Here is a 15,710-nt window from a genome sequence, read left to right as displayed (position 1 = left end):
TTGTGCTGTGCATTTCATCCTTAGATTTGCACAATCAACAATACACCGACTGATGCTTTTGCTTTAAATTTCACTCAAAGATTAATCAAGTCTGCATCAAAAGTAAAAGCATTTTCAATCCATTGCAAATCATACGGGAATTTGGAAAAGTCTTGCTGTACTGTTTTTGCAAATTGCTGAGAAAAATCAAAGCAAATCACATCAAAACGACAATAATATTCTGAATAGTGTGGATATTCTGTTAAAAACTGCATGGCGGTTTTCATAATTTTACGCTGCTTAGATGCAGACACCACTTCGTAGGCTTTGCCATAGCCAGTTTGCGAACGCGCTTTAACTTCTACAAAAATCAGTTGTTCTGCTTGAATAAAAATACCATCTATTTCACCAAAAACACTGTGATAATTCTGCTCCAGCATACGCCAACCGTGTTGATGTAAATATTGCCAAGCCGTCTGCTCTGCCCATGTGCCAATGCTTTGCTGCAGTGTTTTTTGATTCATGCTATATCCGATTTTTTTTATTTTGTTATGGTGCGCAATCGTAGTATTCGCTGAAGTGCGATGACGCGAGTTTCACACGCCAGACTGCAATTCAGGTAGAATAAGCGCTTGGTCTGTAACTTGTATCAGACGCAAGCCAATACTGCTGTTGTTTCGTGTTCCATCATTTTTATTTTAGTTTGCTATTTCCCACGGAGAAAACTCAATGAGTGCCCAGTTATTTGTTGTTGCTACCCCAATTGGTCACTTAGATGATATGAGCTACCGTTCAATTGATGTGCTCAAATCGGTCAGCCTAATTGCCGCTGAAGATACCCGCACCTCTGCACAATTAATGAAACATTTTAATATTTCAACTCCGCTTACAGCCTGCCATGAACACAACGAAAGCAACAAGATTGATATTTTAGTCCAAAAATTACTCAATGGCGAAGATATTGCGCTCATTAGCGATGCAGGTACACCACTGATTAGCGACCCAGGTTTTAAACTGGTTCGTGCAGCACAAGCCAATGGTATTCGTGTGATTCCTGTGCCGGGTGCATGTGCAGCCATTGCAGCGCTCAGTGCGGTTGGCTTACCAAGTGATCGCTTTAGTTTTCAGGGATTTCTCGCTTCTAAACAGTCACAGCGATTACAACAACTTGAAAAGCTAAAAGATGAAACCCAAACCCTGATTTTTTATGAAGCACCACATCGAATTTTAGATTCAGTCAAAGATATGGCTGCCGTGTTTGGTGCAGATCGCCCTGTTGGCTTTGCCCGTGAAATCACCAAAACCTTTGAAACCATTAAAAAAATGACTTTAGGTGAATTGGCTGAATTTATCGCAGCAGATCATCATCAACAAAAAGGTGAAATTGTATTGGTGGTGGGGGGAGCGAGCGAAGAAAAAGACATGGAACAAGAAAAATTAGATCAATTATTGCAGCGTTTGTTGCAAGATTTATCGGTAAAAGCAGCATCACAATTGGCGGCTGATCTAACAGGGATTAAAAAGAAAATTGCCTATCAACGTGCGTTGGAATTAAGCCAAGCAGCTGAATAAGCCGATTGAGCAATAACAGTGATGACGATCATCGCGCATAAAAAAAAGCATCACCCTTTATACAAGGTGATGCTTTTTTATGTTGAAGGTATAAGCATTAGAGCAGCCTGCATAGTAAGCATCCCGCCCTAACTCACTCAACAGTTCAACGAATAAATTCAATCAACAAGTTCAGCAAGCACGTTCAACAGATTAGTCGCGCGCAGACTCATCTGGTGGCACTTCGGTAATTTTTCCGCCACGCGCCAAGAATGCAGCCACTTCATCTTCCAATGCCTGACGCTGTTTTAGTTTGGCAGTTACAGTGAGAGTTTCTGCTTCTGCAAGATCACCATCTACAGCACCTTCTTCTGATTCTGCTGCACCTTTTTCAGCCGCTTTCGCTTCATCTTCGTCTACAGTTGAATCTTCTACATCATCGTAATCGTTCATGTCCGTCATCTTAATCTCCCCACAAATGACTTCAATTTAGTCCAAGTGAAAACTGGTTATGAATTACGATGAAATTTAGCAATCTCTTGGCCTTTCGCATAGAGTCTAGATTAAAAAAAACGTATCTTTTTTAACCAAATTCGTAATCAGGTATGTATGACCGTACAAAAAACGACTGTTTTGCTTTAAACCGCGTAGCGTGTGTCTTTAAGCAGGCTTAATCCACTGGCTTGTGACATAAAGGCATCTTTTAACGCAGGCAGCTGCTCCACCTGTTTTAAACCAAAGTTACGTGCCCACACCACAGGGAATAAAGTGGTGGTTTCCATCCAGCCAATCGCAGACATACTATGCATCATGGCATCATTTTGTCCTTTACGACGATGCTCGTAACGCTTTAAAGTTTGCTCATGCGCCCAAACACCACGTTTGAAATCATGCAACAACACATCGCACAGTACGGCTGCATCCAGACAACCAATATTCACGCCCTGCCCTGCAAGCGGATGAATTACATGCGCGGCATCACCAATAAGTGCCAAACCATCTTGCACATAACGCTGCGCTGCACGTGCTTTCAGTGGGAAAATAGCACGTGGGGTTGCCTCTAAGACTTCCCCAAGCATGTGATGACTTTCACGAGTCAAAAGTTGGGTAAAGTCGTCATCATTCAGTTTGGCATATTCTTCGGCATAGTCATCAGGCAAAGTCCAAACAATCGACTGCCAATGCCCTTCCTGCTCGGCGTGTAAACTTGCCATCGGTAAATAGGCCAAAGGACCAGTTTCTAAGAAAATTTGACGTGCAACATGCTGATGCGGCTGCGCAGTACGAATTGCACAGGTTAGACCTGCCTGACGATAATCCAACACATCAAAATCAATAAAGGCTTGTTCGCGCACAAAGGAGTTAGCACCATCTGCGCCAATGACTAGCTTAGTCTGTAATTGTGTACCATCGGCCAAATAAATGTGCCAAACGCCAACACCACGCTCTAAACGGGTCACTTTGACTTGCGTTCGATAATCTTGCACTTGTTGCAACATTTGCTGCTGAATCGCTAGATTTAAAATGCTTGGCTCGACCATTGAACCCAGAGCCTGCTCAATAGCGGGTGTACGTTCGTTACTTGCCCCAAAGTTAATTTCGCCATAGCCATTTTTATTCCAAACCTGCATGCCGCTATACGGCATATGTCGCGCCAGTTTAGACCAGACATTGACTGTTTTTAACAGGTGGATGGTGGCCTGACTTAAAGCCAATACACGCGGATTGGCAACTGCAAGGGTTTTCTCTGCATCTAAAATAGGTGCGGCATCTAAAACTGTAGCCTGCACACCCCCTTGTGCCAATAAAAGTGCAGTTAAGCCTCCCACCAAGCCGCCACCAATAATGACGACATCTAACACTTGCGTTTGTTGATTTGCTGTGATCATGCTTTTAACCCCATGGCATAATTGGCGACCAAAGGTTTAATGCCTGGAATGGTATCAAACGCGACTAAGCCTGTATTACGCATAAATTTCAGGATTGGGTTTTGATTGCTAAATCCACGTACCACGCTGTCACAGAATTTAATGACTCGCTGTTGATCTTTCAAACGCGATTGTTCATAGTCACGCAGCATTGCAGCATCGCCTAAATCTGCTGACTGTGCCGCCTGTTCGGTGAGATAACGCAATAATACGTAAGCATCTCGCATACACAAGTTAAAGCCCTGCCCTGCGACTGGGTGAATGGTATGCGCTGCATTACCCATCAGTACAACGCGACCAACCGCCTGTTTTTCTGCCAGAACTTGTGACAATGGAAAACTAAAACGACGTCCTGTTTTTTCAAACTTCCCTGCACGATCACCATAGGCTTGTTGCAAGGCATTTAAAAAGTGTTGATCATTTTCATCGCCAATCCATTCATGTTCTGTACCTTTTGGCACAGGCCACACCACAGAACGGCGATATTCACCTGGCAGGGGCAGCAACGCCAAAGGCCCTAAATGACTAAAACGCTCAAAACCCACATGCGCATGCGGCTTGGAGGTTTGCACTGTGGTCACAATCGCTACTTGGTCATAATCATGTTCCGATGCACCAATGCCCAAGGCTTTACGGCAGAAAGAATCACGACCATCGGCAGCAATCAGTAGTTTGGCAGCAAGCTGTAATTGTTCCTGACCACGTACCGCTTCAATATAGGCAAAATCTGCATCTTGTTTAAGACTGGTGACCTGCACACCATCAATCAATTCAATCAAAGGTTGTTTACGTACTTCGGTCAACAACACTCGACCTAACCATGCATTTTCAATCACCTGACCAAAGCTTTCGACTTTTTCTTGTTCGGCCAATAAACGTGCCTTGCCAAAACTATCTTGTTCGGTAATTTGAACTTCTAAAATAGGCGTAGCATGTTCTTGCAAGGCATCCCATAAACCTAGCTCTTGGTAAATTTGTACGCTGCGACGCGACAAGGCACTGTTACGTGCATCAAAACTGGAATGATACGGCGCAAGGCTGGCATCGTCATAATTGGGGTATTGAATCGCTTCTAGCAACTTCACTGCAATGTTTGACTTAGCCAACATCAAGGCTAAGCTTAGCCCGACCATACCACCGCCTACAATGATCACTTCTTGTTGCATGCCTTGATCCTTTTTATGAGGTATTCGACTTCAAAAGATTCAATCGAAATACGTATAATCTGTAATGGATTTTATCTTACCGCAAAGTCATTTATTTTTATAATGAATTAGTGTTGAAGCTATGGAAGATGATTAGACTTCTTGCAAATGTCCAATTCAAACTATAATTATTAGTCCCTCATCTTCTTGCTCCGAGCCATGTATGACACAAGAGAAGATAAATTCAATACTTAGTATTATTGATGGCTGATGATTGATTTTAGAATAAGCTCAACGATAAAAATGATCTCACATAATGGTTATTATACAAACTATCTTTGTAATGCATATTGCATTACAATATTTCCATACATTCAATAACTGAGAGAAGTGATGGCTACTGTTAATTTCAGGGTCGATGAAGCCCTTAAAGAAAAATCTTATTCAATCCTTAAAGAACAAGGTATCTCACCTACCGATTTCTTTACCAATATTCTTGAATATGTGGCAACGACTGGAAAGCTTCCAGTACAGAAAGCGTTGCTTTCAGAAGAAGATGCTGAACTATTGGCACTTGTCCGTAAACGCATGAATGATCCTAAAGAGATGTTCGAGGAAGTCACATTAGATGACTTATAATCTTTTACGTCATAAGGACTTCACTGCAGAATGGGAAAAGCTTCCGAGTGCTATCCGCGACCAATTCAAGAAAAAATTAGCCAAAGTCATTGAGCAGCCACATATTCCAAAGAACATGCTTAAAGGTGATCTTGCTGGCTGCTATAAAATCAAATTATTAAAAGCGGGTGTCCGACTTATTTATCAGGTCAAAGATGATCAGGTCGTTATTTTGCTCATTACCGTTGGAAAGCGTGCTGATAACATTGTTTATGATGAAGCAAAAAAGCGGATCAAAGACTAAAAATTATTTACATACTCAAAATTTACACGCGCTTTCTAATAAAAAAGCTGATCACTTGACCAGCTTTGATTAGACCCAATTAAGCAGATTTAGCTTTTGCCATCAATGCTTCAATCTCTTCTACGGTTTTCACCACTTTTGAAGTCAGATTCAATGGCCCGTTCGCAGTCGCAACAATATCATCTTCAATACGGATACCTATACCACGCCATTTAGCATCTACCGTTTCATCATCGGGTGCAATGTATAGACCCGGTTCAACGGTCACCACCATACCTTCTTCATAAACACGCCAGTCTTCACCGTGTTTATAGCTGCCGACATCATGCACATCCATGCCCAACCAATGCCCTGTACCGTGCATATAAAACTGGCGATAACTTTCCGAAGCAATAATTTCTTCTAAATTGCCCTGCATAATGCCTAGATCAAGCAAACCTTGCACCAAAATACGCACCGCAACATGGTGTGGTTCTTTATAGGAGTTACCAATTTGTACAGCTTCAATTGCTGCAATTTGCGCATCCAATACAATGTTATACAGTGCTTTTTGTTCTGGACTGAATTGACCATTCACGGGAAAAGTACGGGTAATATCTGAGGCATAGCACTGATATTCACAGGCTGCATCAATCAGGACTAAATCGCCATCTTTAAGCACTTTGTCATTTTCGACATAATGCAAAATGCAGGCATTTTCACCACCACCGACAATACTGTTATAGGCAGGTACGCAGCCATTTTTACCAAAAATATAATTCAGTTCAGCTTCTAGCTCATATTCCATCATGCCTGCTTTTACTGTTTGCATGGCACGAGTATGTGCTTCTGCACTAATATTTGAAGCAATTTGCATCAGTTCCAATTCAGACTCAGTTTTATGCAAACGCATTTCATCCAGCAAACGATCTAACTGAACAATTTTGGCAGGTGCAGTATTGCCTTGACGATGTTGTGCATCAGCTTGTTGGTTCCATGCCGCAACACGTACATCAAATTCAGTCTGATGCCCCAAGCGATAGTACAACGTGTCTTTATTGACAATTTTGGCGATGATTTCTGCATCTAATTGCGCAATTGCAAAAGACTCATCTGCCTCAAACAGCTCAATTGCACCTTCTAAACCTGCGCGATAACCATTCCAGATTTCCATTTCACGGTTACGTTCACGGCAGAACAACGTGTAGGTATAACCTTCATCAATTGATTCATAGGTTTCAATCACCGCAACTGCTTCAGGTTCAGCAAAACCTGTTAAATAGAAAAAACTGCTGTCGGCACGATATTTATAATCTGCATCACGATTACGCATTGCCACAGGACTGGTTGCAATAATTGCGACACTATTGGGTCCCATCAGTTCTGCAAGTTGATCACGACGTTCTTTAAATTCGACTTGAGTCAGTTTTTTCATAAATACGGTCTACATATATAAAATGATGAAAATATGATTGTTGTAATGACTTAAAGCACCTTACACCGACTTAACTTAGGCACACAACGCCCGATTAACTCGGACGGTGTGGCGTAAACATTTCAACAACAGCACTTGCGTTTTGTGTTGTTTGTACGGTTTGTTGACGCGACTTAGCATGTAAGTTTTGCAATAAAGAGCTTTCTTCTACAGGCACTTTTTTACGTCCTACAGATAAACTCACAGGAATCAAACGTACAAATTCATACAATTCCTGATAGCTTTCTTCGCCTTCTTCATCATTGTCTGAATCTTCAAATTCAACCGCAGCGACATCTTGTAAATGCTCAATCAGTTCGATTTCATCTGAACGAATATGCCCAGAAGCTAAACCAAACCCAAGCACGACGCCTGCACACCAATCCGCCAAAGCTTGCACACGTTCTTGTAAAAGATGTTCATCATCTGGCAACAACGGCAAATGATCCAACTCATCTTCAGACAAGGCATGTGCGACATCTTCTGATTCATCGGTTAAAAGTGAGAGTGCGGCTGGCTCTAATTCTGGCACATTTAAAGTTTCTAAAATCTGCTGCCATTCGGTTTCGGTTGGTGCATTTGTCACACAAACTATACCTGTCAGCAAGCCATGTAACTCACTTGGGCTTGAAATTTCTTCAATGTTAGAAAAATTGCGGAACCATTCCGACCAACCTGAAATATCGTCTTGCATTCGTTTATCCAATCTCTATACTTCGTATATATTACCTTTGTTTGCAATACTGTGCGACCACGATATGTTAGAAGAATTACAGCGTCTACAAGCGTATATTGGTGTTTTAAAAACACGAATTAATCATTATGAAAGTGAAAATGCCGCCCTCAGCACAGCCAAGCAAACTGCTGAGGAACAGCATCATGCTCAAATTGTTCAAAGAAACGGCATCATTACTGCCAAGCAAGATGAAATTGAGAATCTGACTGAGCAATTAAGCAGCACGCAAGCGCAATTACAGCAGTTAAATCAAGATGCGACAGCATTGGCAGATCGTTACAGTCGTTTGGAAAAAAGCTGTACTGATTTGAAAAACCGCTTTCAGGAAATTTTGGCTGAACGCAATGAATTACGCATTTTAAAAGAAAAAATGCTGAATGATCAGCGTTTAAATCAGCACGAAATTCAGACACTCAAACAAGAACGTGAAAGATTGTTACAAAAAAATGAGCATGCAAAAGCCAAAGTGGAAGCCATTATTCAGCGTCTTGCAATTTTAGGTACAGCTCAAGATCATCATGCGCAAGAAATTCAACAACTTGCCCACCCTGCCGAAGTGAGTGAGGAAGGTTAATATGTCAGTTCAAATTCCAATTGATTTACGTGTTTTAGGACATAGTTTCCGTTTAGCCACAACTGAAGAAAAAAGAGAAGATTTAGAGCGTGCAGCACAATTATTGAATGAACGCTATGATGAGTTTCGTCGTAAAGCGCCCAATATGGAACCGAGCAAACTGATTATTGTGGTGGCTTTAGAGTTGATGCAAGAGGTTCTTTCTATGAATAAATCTTTGCAGCATTATGAGCATTGTGAGCGTTTACTCAGCACCATTTTGCAAGAAGTTGAAGCCCTTACTTAAGTGGTGTTTTTTTGACTTAAGTTTGCATAAAGGCTATGCAAACAAGCTCTATCTTTATAGTTAATTCGTGAACATGAGTTGCCAAGCAACTGAGATGGGTTATACTAATTCTAACTCTGAGGTGTTCGCCAGCGAGTCTATATCCCTGCCGATACTTTAATCTTAGGATTGTGTTCTGCATATTTAGAGCGTATGCCCATCTCGTATGGGAAACCCAGCAAGTATGCGTCGCGTCCGCCTTGAACTTTTTCGGGTTCAGGGTAACGACATGCAGCGGCATCTTCGGAGCTATTTATTTTTAAATATCTAAAAATAAAATGTCTAAAAAATATAAAATCGTTTAGAAAAATGTATCAGCAGAAACCTTAAACCGCTCAGACAGCGCTTTAATATGACGAACATTCAACTGGCGTTTGCCGCTTAAAATCTCCGAAATCACAGATTGAGTTGCAACCTCTGCCAAGTCAGATTGACCTAATCCATGTTGCGCCATCAAAAAAGCTAAAGCAGCACGACCATCTCCATGAGGAATAGGCAGGTGTTCATTTTCATAAACAGAAACCAAGTCACCGAGTTGATGAATCAGCCCCATTAAAGGATGCGTTTCATCATCACCAACAATATCTAAAAGCTCATCTAAAGCCTCGACAAGTGCATGAAAATCTTTTTCATTTTCTGGTTTACTCAGCAAAGGAGCAACGTAGTGCCAGTGATCTACAGCCTGTTTAATCATTGCGTTCATACTAATCCTCCTTCCAATGACCTTTGTCATATTCTTTATGGGATAACACATGACGAATATACACACGCTTTGCCTGATACATCACAACAGCAATAAGTCGAATCTTATTCCCACCAATATCGAATACATGAAACTTTCCAACTTTATCAACTGCTGGAAATAACTGCTTCATTTCGGCAAAGTCTTTCGGATCATTTGCCTTAATAATTCGATACCAACCATCGAGTGCTGTTTCAGCCTGTGGCCACTTGTGCATTGCCTCTATAATTCTAGCGTGGGTGATCACATGCATAATATTTTATCGCATTTTGCTATAAATCAAGTATAAACTGATTATCGCATATTGCAATATTTTATAGCGAATTAAACAAACTCAGTTTCACCAACTTGATGATAGTGACGATTAAAATAAACCAACGCCTGATCTTGTTGATTTTTTTGAATAGCAACAATTGGGCAAATAAAAATAGTATGCGTCCCCACTTCTTGAATTTGTGAAATTTCACAATCAAAACTGACCAATGCATTTTTTAATATAGGAGCACCTGTTTCCAAAGCTGCCCATTCAGCCTGCTTAAAACGCTCATCGGAACTCAATTTTGATGAGGCAAATGCATTAGAAAGATGTTCTTGTTCTGCATTTAGCACATTCACACACAGCACTTTATTCTCTAAAAAACTGAGATGAGAACGCGATGATTTGTTCATACACACCAATAATGTTGGCGGTGTATCTGTCACGCTACATACCGCAGATGCAGTAAAACCATGACGTCCTGCATCTCCCATTGTCGTCACTACATTGACTGCACTTGATAAGAAAGACATTGCATTTTTGAAGTCTGTTGCTTTAACCATCACCGTATTCCAACACTCAACTTTTTTAGAAAGTTCAAAGGATGCTTTTTGCCTGAAAAAGCATCCCTGATTCACTTAACTTAAATTCACTTGGCTTGAATTCACTTCGCCTGATCGAACGCTTAACTAGATAATTCTTGGCGAATAATCTTCGTACCAGCAGCCAAAGCCTGTAACTTGCCTCGTGCAACCTGACGACTCAATGGTGCCATTCCACAGTTAGTCGATGGGTACAACTTGTTAGCATCGACAAATTGCAATGCTTTGCGCAATGTATCTGCAACTTCATCGGCTGTTTCAATCGTATTCGTTGCGACATCAATCGCACCCACCATCACCTTTTTACCACGGATAAGTTCAAGCAAATCCATCGGAACACGTGAGTTGTGACATTCCAGTGAGATAATATCCAAATTAGACTGCTGTAGTTTTGGGAAAACTGCTTCGTATTGACGCCATTCTGAGCCGAGTGTTTTTTTCCAATCGGTATTGGCTTTAATGCCATAGCCATAGCAAATATGCACGGCTGTTTCACATTTCAAACCTTCTAACGCGCGCTCTAATGTTGCCACGCCCCAGTCATTCACCTCATCAAAAAACACATTAAACGCAGGTTCATCAAACTGGATGATATCCACGCCTGCTGCTTCAAGTTCACGCGCTTCCTGATTCAGGATTTTGGCAAATTCCCACGCCAGTTTTTCACGGCTCTTGTAGTGCGCATCGTATAAAGTATCAATCATGGTCATAGGACCAGGCAGCGCCCATTTGATGGGTTGATCTGTCAGTGAACGCAGGAATTTGGCATCTTCAACAAAGACTGGTTTTTGCCTAGAAACTGCACCCACCACAGAAGGGACACTGGCATCATAACGATCACGAATTTTGACTGTTTCACGTTTTTCAAAATCGACACCTTCAAGGTGTTCAATAAAGGTGGTGACAAAATGCTGACGGGTTTGCTCCCCATCACTCACAATATCAATCTCTGCTTGCTGTTGTTCATGCAGTGATAGACGTAGCGCATCTTGTTTTGCGTCCAGTAATTCTTGCCCTGTTAATTTCCAAGCTGACCAAAGCTTTTCAGGTTCTGCGAGCCACGAAGGTTTAGGTAAACTGCCAGCCGTTGAGGTCGGTAATAAAATAGCCATTTTGAATCTTCTATCTGTATTTTAAGTTAAGCAACACGTTCTTGATTGGCAGCATGTAGCGGCACGAACTTGGCAGCCCATTGTTCAAGAATATCTTGATAAGGCTTGATAAAGTTTTCTTCAGTCCATTTGCCCTGCTTGACTGCCAACTGACCTCGCTCAACACGGTCATATACAACTTGGGTTAATGAATAATCCTGATAATTCAAACTTGGCTGATAGACCTCGCCTGCAGGTGAGTTGGTGTTATAAATTTCAGGACGATAAATTTTCTGGAAACTTTCCATAGTACTGATGGCACTGATCAACTCAAAATCTGTGTAATCATGCAGTAAATCGCCAGAAAAATAGAACGCAAGCGGTGCATTGCTATTTTCAGGTTTGAAGTAACGCACGGTTAAACCCATTTTTTCAAAATAGTCATCGGTTCGTGAATATTCATCATTTTTATATTCTGTACCTAAGACAGGATGCACATTGGTCGTACGATAATAAGTTTTTGTGGTTGATACGCTCAGGCAAATCACAGGTTGTTTTTGAAACTCAGCTTGGAACACTGCTGAACTGACCAAATGCTGATAAAGCTTGCCATGTAAATCACCAAAACTTTCAGGCTTTTCATTTACTTTGCAGCCTAATGCTGGCAAGACCACACTAAAATCATAATCACGAACATACGATGAAAAACTGTTGCCAATCATGCCTTCAATACGTTCATTTGTTTGATGATCTGTGATCGTACTTTTTAGCATTTCAATGAATGGAAAAGTTTTGCCATTTCCTTCAATATCAATTTCTGCAGAAATAATGTCGATTTCAAGCGAATAACGATCACCTTTTGGGTTATCGCAAGATGCCAGCGAGTTAAAACGATTATTGATCATCGCTAAAGTTCTGCGTAAATTTTCCTGACGGCTTTCACCACGCGCCAAATTTGCAAAATTGGTGGTTAAACGCGTGTTGTTAGCAGGTTCATAGTTTTCGTCAAAACGAATACGTTTAATTGAACAGGTGAATGGCTTTGTCATGATGATCTACTACCCAAATTTAAAAAGTTAAAATTTCTGAATGAGGGTATTTATACTGGAACGACAAAGTGAATAAAAATGATTTAACCTCAGTCCAAAGTGAATTTTATTCACCTTAATTTAAAATATGCAGCAAAACATCTAAAAATGATGGTTTTTCTGTTATCCCTTAAATTTAAAAATTAAAATAAATATTTCAATAACAACAAGTTAAAACCAAAAAATATTTTTATTCCGATAAATATTGAAGAGTATATTTTAGAGGACAGCACATAGTTCATTCAGCAGATTTCAGCCCTGAATGAATGAAACTCAGCTTGAAGTTAGAAAATCTCAGCTTCTGATTGGCTTGGTTTAGCATCTTCGTGATCAAAATGTATTCAGTTGGTCACATCAAAAAACAACGAGAAAAAATCGGCAGGCAAAAAAATAGGTCAATTCGTCAGTTGACCAATTGACCTTACGATAAGCTCACACATTGGAGCTTCTTAGATGATGCAGTTTTATTGAACTTGTGCAGGAAAATCATCTTCTGCCAATGCAGCCGTAATTTGATCTACAGTTGCAGTGCTTTCCACGGTCACAATTTTAGTCGCTAAATCGACTTCAACTTTTGCAGCAGGATCAACATCTTGAATGGTTGCCGTGACACCACGTGCACAACCGCCACAAGTCATATTTTCAATCAATAGTTTCATTGCGAACTCCACACTTCTGCATTTATTGAACTGTAGTTTAAAGCTTACCATGCAGGCAAGGTCAAGCCTATTTTGGGCTAAAATTTACTTGACCTTACCATCGTGTCAATCTATATGCTAAACACATCCTCCAAATTATAGAGACGACCATGGACGCAAAACACCCAAATGCCTCTCCCTATCAGGAAACTTTGTCTATAGAAGGCATGACCTGTGCCTCATGTGTCGGGCGTGTCGAAAAAGCCTTAAAAAAAGTCGATGGTGTAGAAAAAGCTGAAGTGAATCTTGCAACAGAAAAAGCACTGATTCATGCATCGCAACCTTTAGACCGTGCACTGCTCATTAAGGCAGTGCAACGTGCAGGTTTTGATGTAGCTGCCATTCAACCAATCGAACTGTCTATTGATGGCATGACTTGTGCTTCGTGTGTAACACGTGTCGAAAAAGCCTTAAAGAAAGTGCCTGGTGTAGAACAAGCCAATGTCAATTTGGCGACTGAACATGCATGGATTCAGCCGAATGCCACTGTTTCTAGCCAAGACCTGATTCGAGCGATTCAAAAAGCAGGTTATGACGCCAAACTGCTGCAACACGACTCTAACGAACAACACGATAAAAAGAATCTGGAACAGCAACAACTGAAACGTGATTTAGTAATTTCACTGATTTTAGCCTTGCCTGTGTTTATTCTGGAAATGGGATCACACATGATTCCTGCCTTTCACATGTGGGTGATGCACAATATTGGGCAACAACAAAGTTGGTTGATTCAATTTGCTTTAACCACATTGGTGCTGCTGTTACCAGGACGTCGTTTTTATCAAAAAGGGATTCCAGCGCTGTTACATTTTGCGCCTGATATGAACTCTTTGGTGGCGGTAGGAACTTTGGCTGCATACAGTTTTTCATTGGTGGCAACGTTTATGCCGCAGCTTTTACCCGAAGGCACAGTGCATGTTTATTATGAAGCTGCGGCAGTGATTGTCAGTTTGATTTTGCTGGGTCGTTATTTTGAAGCCAAAGCCAAAGGTCGCACCTCGCAAGCCATTCAGCATTTAATTGGCATGCAAGCTAAAACTGCACGTATTCATCGGGATGGTCAAATCATTGAAGTGCCAGTGGAGGAAGTCAGCTCCAATACCATTGTCGAAATCCGCCCAGGTGAGCGCATTCCTGTAGATGGTGAAGTGATCGAAGGTCATAGTTATATAGATGAGTCAATGATTACAGGTGAGCCTGTTCCTGTAGCCAAACAAATAGGCAATCAAGTCGTAGGTGGCACCATCAACCAAAATGGCACACTAAATATTCGTGCCACTGCCATTGGTGAAGCTTCGGTGTTGGCGCAAATTATTCGCATGGTCGAGCAGGCGCAAGGGTCTAAATTACCCATTCAAGCCTTGGTGGATAAAGTAACCATGTGGTTTGTACCTGCCGTGATGTTATTGGCTGCACTTACTTTTATTGTGTGGTTTATTTTTGGCCCAGAACCTGCCCTGACCTTTGGTTTGGTCAATGCAGTCGCTGTTCTAATTATTGCCTGCCCATGTGCGATGGGTTTAGCCACACCGACTTCAATTATGGTGGGAACAGGTCGTGGCGCTGAAATGGGCGTGCTGTTTCGTAAAGGCGAAGCTTTGCAGCTTTTGCAAGATGTTAAAGTGGTCGCGGTGGATAAAACAGGAACGCTCACCGAAGGCAAACCGATATTAACCGATTTTCATGTGCAATCGGGTTTTGATGCAGATCAGGTCTTTGTACTTTTAGCATCGGTAGAAGCGAAATCTGAGCATCCCATTGCATTGGCGATTGTGCAAGCTGCAACAGAAAAGCAAGTCAGTTTACTGCCTGTTACCGAATTTGACAGCATCACAGGTTCAGGTATTGAAGCACTGGTGAATGGTCAACGTATTCAGATTGGTGCAGACCGTTATATGCAACAAATTGGGCTAGATGTTAGCGCTTTTAATGCAGAAGCTGCACGTTTAGGACAAGAAGGCAAAACACCAATTTATATGGCGATTGATCAACAACTGGCAGCCATTGTTGCCGTTGCAGACCCAATTAAAGACACGACTTTTGCTGCTATTGCAGCGTTGCATCAACTGGGTTTAAAAGTGGCGATGATTACGGGAGATAACCGACATACGGCTCAGGCAATTGCTGCACGTTTACAGATTGATCATGTGGTGGCCGAGGTTTTACCTGAAGGCAAGGTCGATGTTGTACGTGAATTACAACAGCAATTTGGACGTGTGGCTTTTGTGGGTGATGGTATTAATGATGCCCCTGCTTTGGCACAAGCCGATGTTGGAATTGCGATTGGTACAGGTACAGATGTTGCGATTGAAGCAGCCGAAGTTGTATTGATGTCGGGCAATTTACAAGGTGTGCCCAATGCAATTGCTTTGAGTAAAGCCACTATCCGCAATATTCGTCAAAATCTGTTTTGGGCATTTATTTATAATATTGCCTTGATTCCAATTGCTGCAGGCGTGCTATACCCGTTTGCAGGTATTTTGCTCTCGCCTATTTTTGCTGCGGGCGCGATGGCATTATCTTCAGTGTTTGTATTGGGTAATGCGCTCCGTTTAAAATATTTCCAAGCAGCACAGATTTAAATGCAACATACAAAAGGGTTTAGAAGATTGCTCTACGC

18 protein-coding genes and 1 other RNA gene are annotated in these 15,710 nt (G+C 41.5%); 7 read left to right on the top strand and 12 right to left on the bottom strand.

Features of this window, described 5'->3' with window-relative positions:
- Positions 1-74: 74 nt before the first annotated feature.
- Positions 75-503 carry a YraN family protein gene (locus FTU35_RS02615; RefSeq protein WP_004972647.1) on the bottom strand — a complete coding sequence of 143 codons (429 nt, stop codon included), beginning with the start codon at positions 501-503 and terminating at the stop codon, positions 75-77.
- Positions 504-708: 205 nt separating this feature from the next.
- Here FTU35_RS02615 and rsmI point away from each other — a divergent pair, with 205 nt between their 5' ends.
- Positions 709-1,551 carry a 16S rRNA (cytidine(1402)-2'-O)-methyltransferase gene (gene rsmI / locus FTU35_RS02610; protein ID WP_179991266.1) on the top strand — a complete coding sequence of 281 codons (843 nt, stop codon included), beginning with the start codon at positions 709-711 and terminating at the stop codon, positions 1,549-1,551.
- Between the two features lie 192 nt (positions 1,552-1,743).
- Here the strand turns inward: rsmI and FTU35_RS02605 are convergent, their stop codons facing one another.
- From FTU35_RS02605 to ubiH, 3 genes are all read right to left on the bottom strand, one after another.
- Complete coding sequence (locus tag FTU35_RS02605; protein WP_004972644.1) at positions 1,744-1,992, bottom strand: hypothetical protein; 249 nt, start codon at positions 1,990-1,992, stop codon at positions 1,744-1,746.
- A gap of 176 nt (positions 1,993-2,168) precedes the next feature.
- Positions 2,169-3,419 carry an FAD-dependent monooxygenase gene (locus tag FTU35_RS02600; protein WP_154320491.1) on the bottom strand — a complete coding sequence of 417 codons (1,251 nt, stop codon included), beginning with the start codon at positions 3,417-3,419 and terminating at the stop codon, positions 2,169-2,171.
- Positions 3,416-4,624: a 2-octaprenyl-6-methoxyphenyl hydroxylase gene (gene ubiH / locus FTU35_RS02595; RefSeq protein WP_179991267.1), complete on the bottom strand. Its 1,209-nt coding sequence runs from the start codon at positions 4,622-4,624 to the stop codon at positions 3,416-3,418. The genes FTU35_RS02600 and ubiH overlap by 4 nt, the downstream gene beginning before the upstream one ends.
- Before the next feature lie 372 nt (positions 4,625-4,996).
- On the opposite strand from ubiH, the gene FTU35_RS02590 reads away from it, so the two are divergent.
- Positions 4,997-5,242 carry a type II toxin-antitoxin system RelB/DinJ family antitoxin gene (locus tag FTU35_RS02590; protein ID WP_004970507.1) on the top strand — a complete coding sequence of 82 codons (246 nt, stop codon included), beginning with the start codon at positions 4,997-4,999 and terminating at the stop codon, positions 5,240-5,242.
- Positions 5,232-5,525 carry a type II toxin-antitoxin system RelE/ParE family toxin gene (locus FTU35_RS02585; protein WP_004970510.1) on the top strand — a complete coding sequence of 98 codons (294 nt, stop codon included), beginning with the start codon at positions 5,232-5,234 and terminating at the stop codon, positions 5,523-5,525. Before FTU35_RS02590 ends, FTU35_RS02585 begins: the two co-directional genes overlap by 11 nt.
- 79 nt (positions 5,526-5,604) lie before the next feature.
- On the opposite strand, the gene pepP is transcribed toward FTU35_RS02585, so the two are convergent.
- Together pepP and FTU35_RS02575 are read right to left on the bottom strand one after the other, a co-directional pair.
- Positions 5,605-6,939 (bottom strand): Xaa-Pro aminopeptidase, encoded by a 1,335-nt coding sequence (pepP, locus tag FTU35_RS02580; RefSeq protein ID WP_154320488.1) that lies wholly within the window; start codon positions 6,937-6,939, stop codon positions 5,605-5,607.
- A gap of 94 nt (positions 6,940-7,033) precedes the next feature.
- Positions 7,034-7,672, bottom strand: coding sequence for a UPF0149 family protein (locus tag FTU35_RS02575; RefSeq protein ID WP_179990344.1), 639 nt, complete (start codon positions 7,670-7,672; stop codon positions 7,034-7,036).
- Between the two features lie 64 nt (positions 7,673-7,736).
- Here FTU35_RS02575 and FTU35_RS02570 point away from each other — a divergent pair, with 64 nt between their 5' ends.
- The 3 genes from FTU35_RS02570 to ssrS all read left to right on the top strand — a co-directional run bounded on the left by FTU35_RS02570 (position 7,737) and on the right by ssrS (position 8,867).
- A complete protein-coding gene (locus tag FTU35_RS02570; protein WP_154320487.1) occupies positions 7,737-8,288 on the top strand; it encodes a hypothetical protein in 552 nt (183 codons plus the stop codon).
- A gap of 1 nt (position 8,289) precedes the next feature.
- Positions 8,290-8,574, top strand: coding sequence for a cell division protein ZapA (locus tag FTU35_RS02565; protein WP_004970518.1), 285 nt, complete (start codon positions 8,290-8,292; stop codon positions 8,572-8,574).
- A 110-nt stretch (positions 8,575-8,684) separates the two neighbouring features.
- A non-coding RNA gene (gene ssrS / locus FTU35_RS02560) (6S RNA) lies at positions 8,685-8,867 on the top strand.
- A 47-nt stretch (positions 8,868-8,914) separates the two neighbouring features.
- Here the strand turns inward: ssrS and FTU35_RS02555 are convergent.
- From FTU35_RS02555 to FTU35_RS02530, 6 genes are all read right to left on the bottom strand, one after another.
- Positions 8,915-9,316: a type II toxin-antitoxin system HigA family antitoxin gene (locus FTU35_RS02555; protein ID WP_180064469.1), complete on the bottom strand. Its 402-nt coding sequence runs from the start codon at positions 9,314-9,316 to the stop codon at positions 8,915-8,917.
- A 1-nt stretch (position 9,317) separates the two neighbouring features.
- The gene (locus FTU35_RS02550) at positions 9,318-9,608 is read right to left on the bottom strand and encodes a type II toxin-antitoxin system HigB family toxin (protein ID WP_019836372.1); all 291 of its coding nucleotides are present in this window, start codon (positions 9,606-9,608) and stop codon (positions 9,318-9,320) included.
- A gap of 71 nt (positions 9,609-9,679) precedes the next feature.
- Positions 9,680-10,174, bottom strand: coding sequence for a flavin reductase (locus FTU35_RS02545; RefSeq protein ID WP_004970523.1), 495 nt, complete (start codon positions 10,172-10,174; stop codon positions 9,680-9,682).
- A 122-nt stretch (positions 10,175-10,296) separates the two neighbouring features.
- Complete coding sequence (locus FTU35_RS02540) at positions 10,297-11,325, bottom strand: methionine synthase (RefSeq protein ID WP_179988915.1); 1,029 nt, start codon at positions 11,323-11,325, stop codon at positions 10,297-10,299.
- A gap of 26 nt (positions 11,326-11,351) precedes the next feature.
- Positions 11,352-12,353: a putative oxygenase MesX gene (locus FTU35_RS02535; RefSeq protein ID WP_154320486.1), complete on the bottom strand. Its 1,002-nt coding sequence runs from the start codon at positions 12,351-12,353 to the stop codon at positions 11,352-11,354.
- A 503-nt stretch (positions 12,354-12,856) separates the two neighbouring features.
- The gene (locus tag FTU35_RS02530; RefSeq protein ID WP_004970528.1) at positions 12,857-13,051 is read right to left on the bottom strand and encodes a heavy-metal-associated domain-containing protein; all 195 of its coding nucleotides are present in this window, start codon (positions 13,049-13,051) and stop codon (positions 12,857-12,859) included.
- Positions 13,052-13,200: 149 nt separating this feature from the next.
- Between FTU35_RS02530 and FTU35_RS02525 the strand changes: the two genes are divergently transcribed.
- On the top strand, positions 13,201-15,672 hold the full coding sequence (locus tag FTU35_RS02525) for a heavy metal translocating P-type ATPase (RefSeq protein ID WP_179991268.1): 2,472 nt from the start codon (positions 13,201-13,203) through the stop codon (positions 15,670-15,672).
- Positions 15,673-15,710: the final 38 nt, after the last annotated feature.

Source organism: Acinetobacter sp. YH12095 (genome assembly GCF_013419245.1).
Taxonomy (GTDB): Bacteria; Pseudomonadota; Gammaproteobacteria; order Pseudomonadales; family Moraxellaceae; genus Acinetobacter; species Acinetobacter towneri.
The sequence above is the reverse complement of the archived record's forward strand: the minus strand, read 5'-3'. Positions and strand labels throughout refer to the sequence as shown.

What these genes read in the sequence shown, in the direction of transcription:
- FTU35_RS02600 (WP_154320491.1), bottom strand. Translation starts at nt 3,419, where the DNA reads ATGATCACAGCAAATCAACAAACGCAAGTGTTAGATGTCGTCATTATT.
- FTU35_RS02605 (WP_004972644.1), bottom strand. Translation starts at nt 1,992, where the DNA reads ATGACGGACATGAACGATTACGATGATGTAGAAGATTCAACTGTAGAC.
- FTU35_RS02615 (WP_004972647.1), bottom strand. Translation starts at nt 503, where the DNA reads ATGAATCAAAAAACACTGCAGCAAAGCATTGGCACATGGGCAGAGCAG.
- FTU35_RS02540 (WP_179988915.1), bottom strand. Translation starts at nt 11,325, where the DNA reads ATGGCTATTTTATTACCGACCTCAACGGCTGGCAGTTTACCTAAACCT.
- pepP (WP_154320488.1), bottom strand. Translation starts at nt 6,939, where the DNA reads ATGAAAAAACTGACTCAAGTCGAATTTAAAGAACGTCGTGATCAACTT.
- rsmI (WP_179991266.1), top strand. Translation starts at nt 709, where the DNA reads ATGAGTGCCCAGTTATTTGTTGTTGCTACCCCAATTGGTCACTTAGAT.
- FTU35_RS02555 (WP_180064469.1), bottom strand. Translation starts at nt 9,316, where the DNA reads ATGAACGCAATGATTAAACAGGCTGTAGATCACTGGCACTACGTTGCT.
- FTU35_RS02525 (WP_179991268.1), top strand. Translation starts at nt 13,201, where the DNA reads ATGGACGCAAAACACCCAAATGCCTCTCCCTATCAGGAAACTTTGTCT.
- FTU35_RS02565 (WP_004970518.1), top strand. Translation starts at nt 8,290, where the DNA reads ATGTCAGTTCAAATTCCAATTGATTTACGTGTTTTAGGACATAGTTTC.
- FTU35_RS02570 (WP_154320487.1), top strand. Translation starts at nt 7,737, where the DNA reads ATGTTAGAAGAATTACAGCGTCTACAAGCGTATATTGGTGTTTTAAAA.
- ubiH (WP_179991267.1), bottom strand. Translation starts at nt 4,624, where the DNA reads ATGCAACAAGAAGTGATCATTGTAGGCGGTGGTATGGTCGGGCTAAGC.
- FTU35_RS02585 (WP_004970510.1), top strand. Translation starts at nt 5,232, where the DNA reads ATGACTTATAATCTTTTACGTCATAAGGACTTCACTGCAGAATGGGAA.
- FTU35_RS02550 (WP_019836372.1), bottom strand. Translation starts at nt 9,608, where the DNA reads ATGCATGTGATCACCCACGCTAGAATTATAGAGGCAATGCACAAGTGG.
- FTU35_RS02575 (WP_179990344.1), bottom strand. Translation starts at nt 7,672, where the DNA reads ATGCAAGACGATATTTCAGGTTGGTCGGAATGGTTCCGCAATTTTTCT.
- FTU35_RS02535 (WP_154320486.1), bottom strand. Translation starts at nt 12,353, where the DNA reads ATGACAAAGCCATTCACCTGTTCAATTAAACGTATTCGTTTTGACGAA.
- FTU35_RS02545 (WP_004970523.1), bottom strand. Translation starts at nt 10,174, where the DNA reads ATGGTTAAAGCAACAGACTTCAAAAATGCAATGTCTTTCTTATCAAGT.
- FTU35_RS02530 (WP_004970528.1), bottom strand. Translation starts at nt 13,051, where the DNA reads ATGAAACTATTGATTGAAAATATGACTTGTGGCGGTTGTGCACGTGGT.
- FTU35_RS02590 (WP_004970507.1), top strand. Translation starts at nt 4,997, where the DNA reads ATGGCTACTGTTAATTTCAGGGTCGATGAAGCCCTTAAAGAAAAATCT.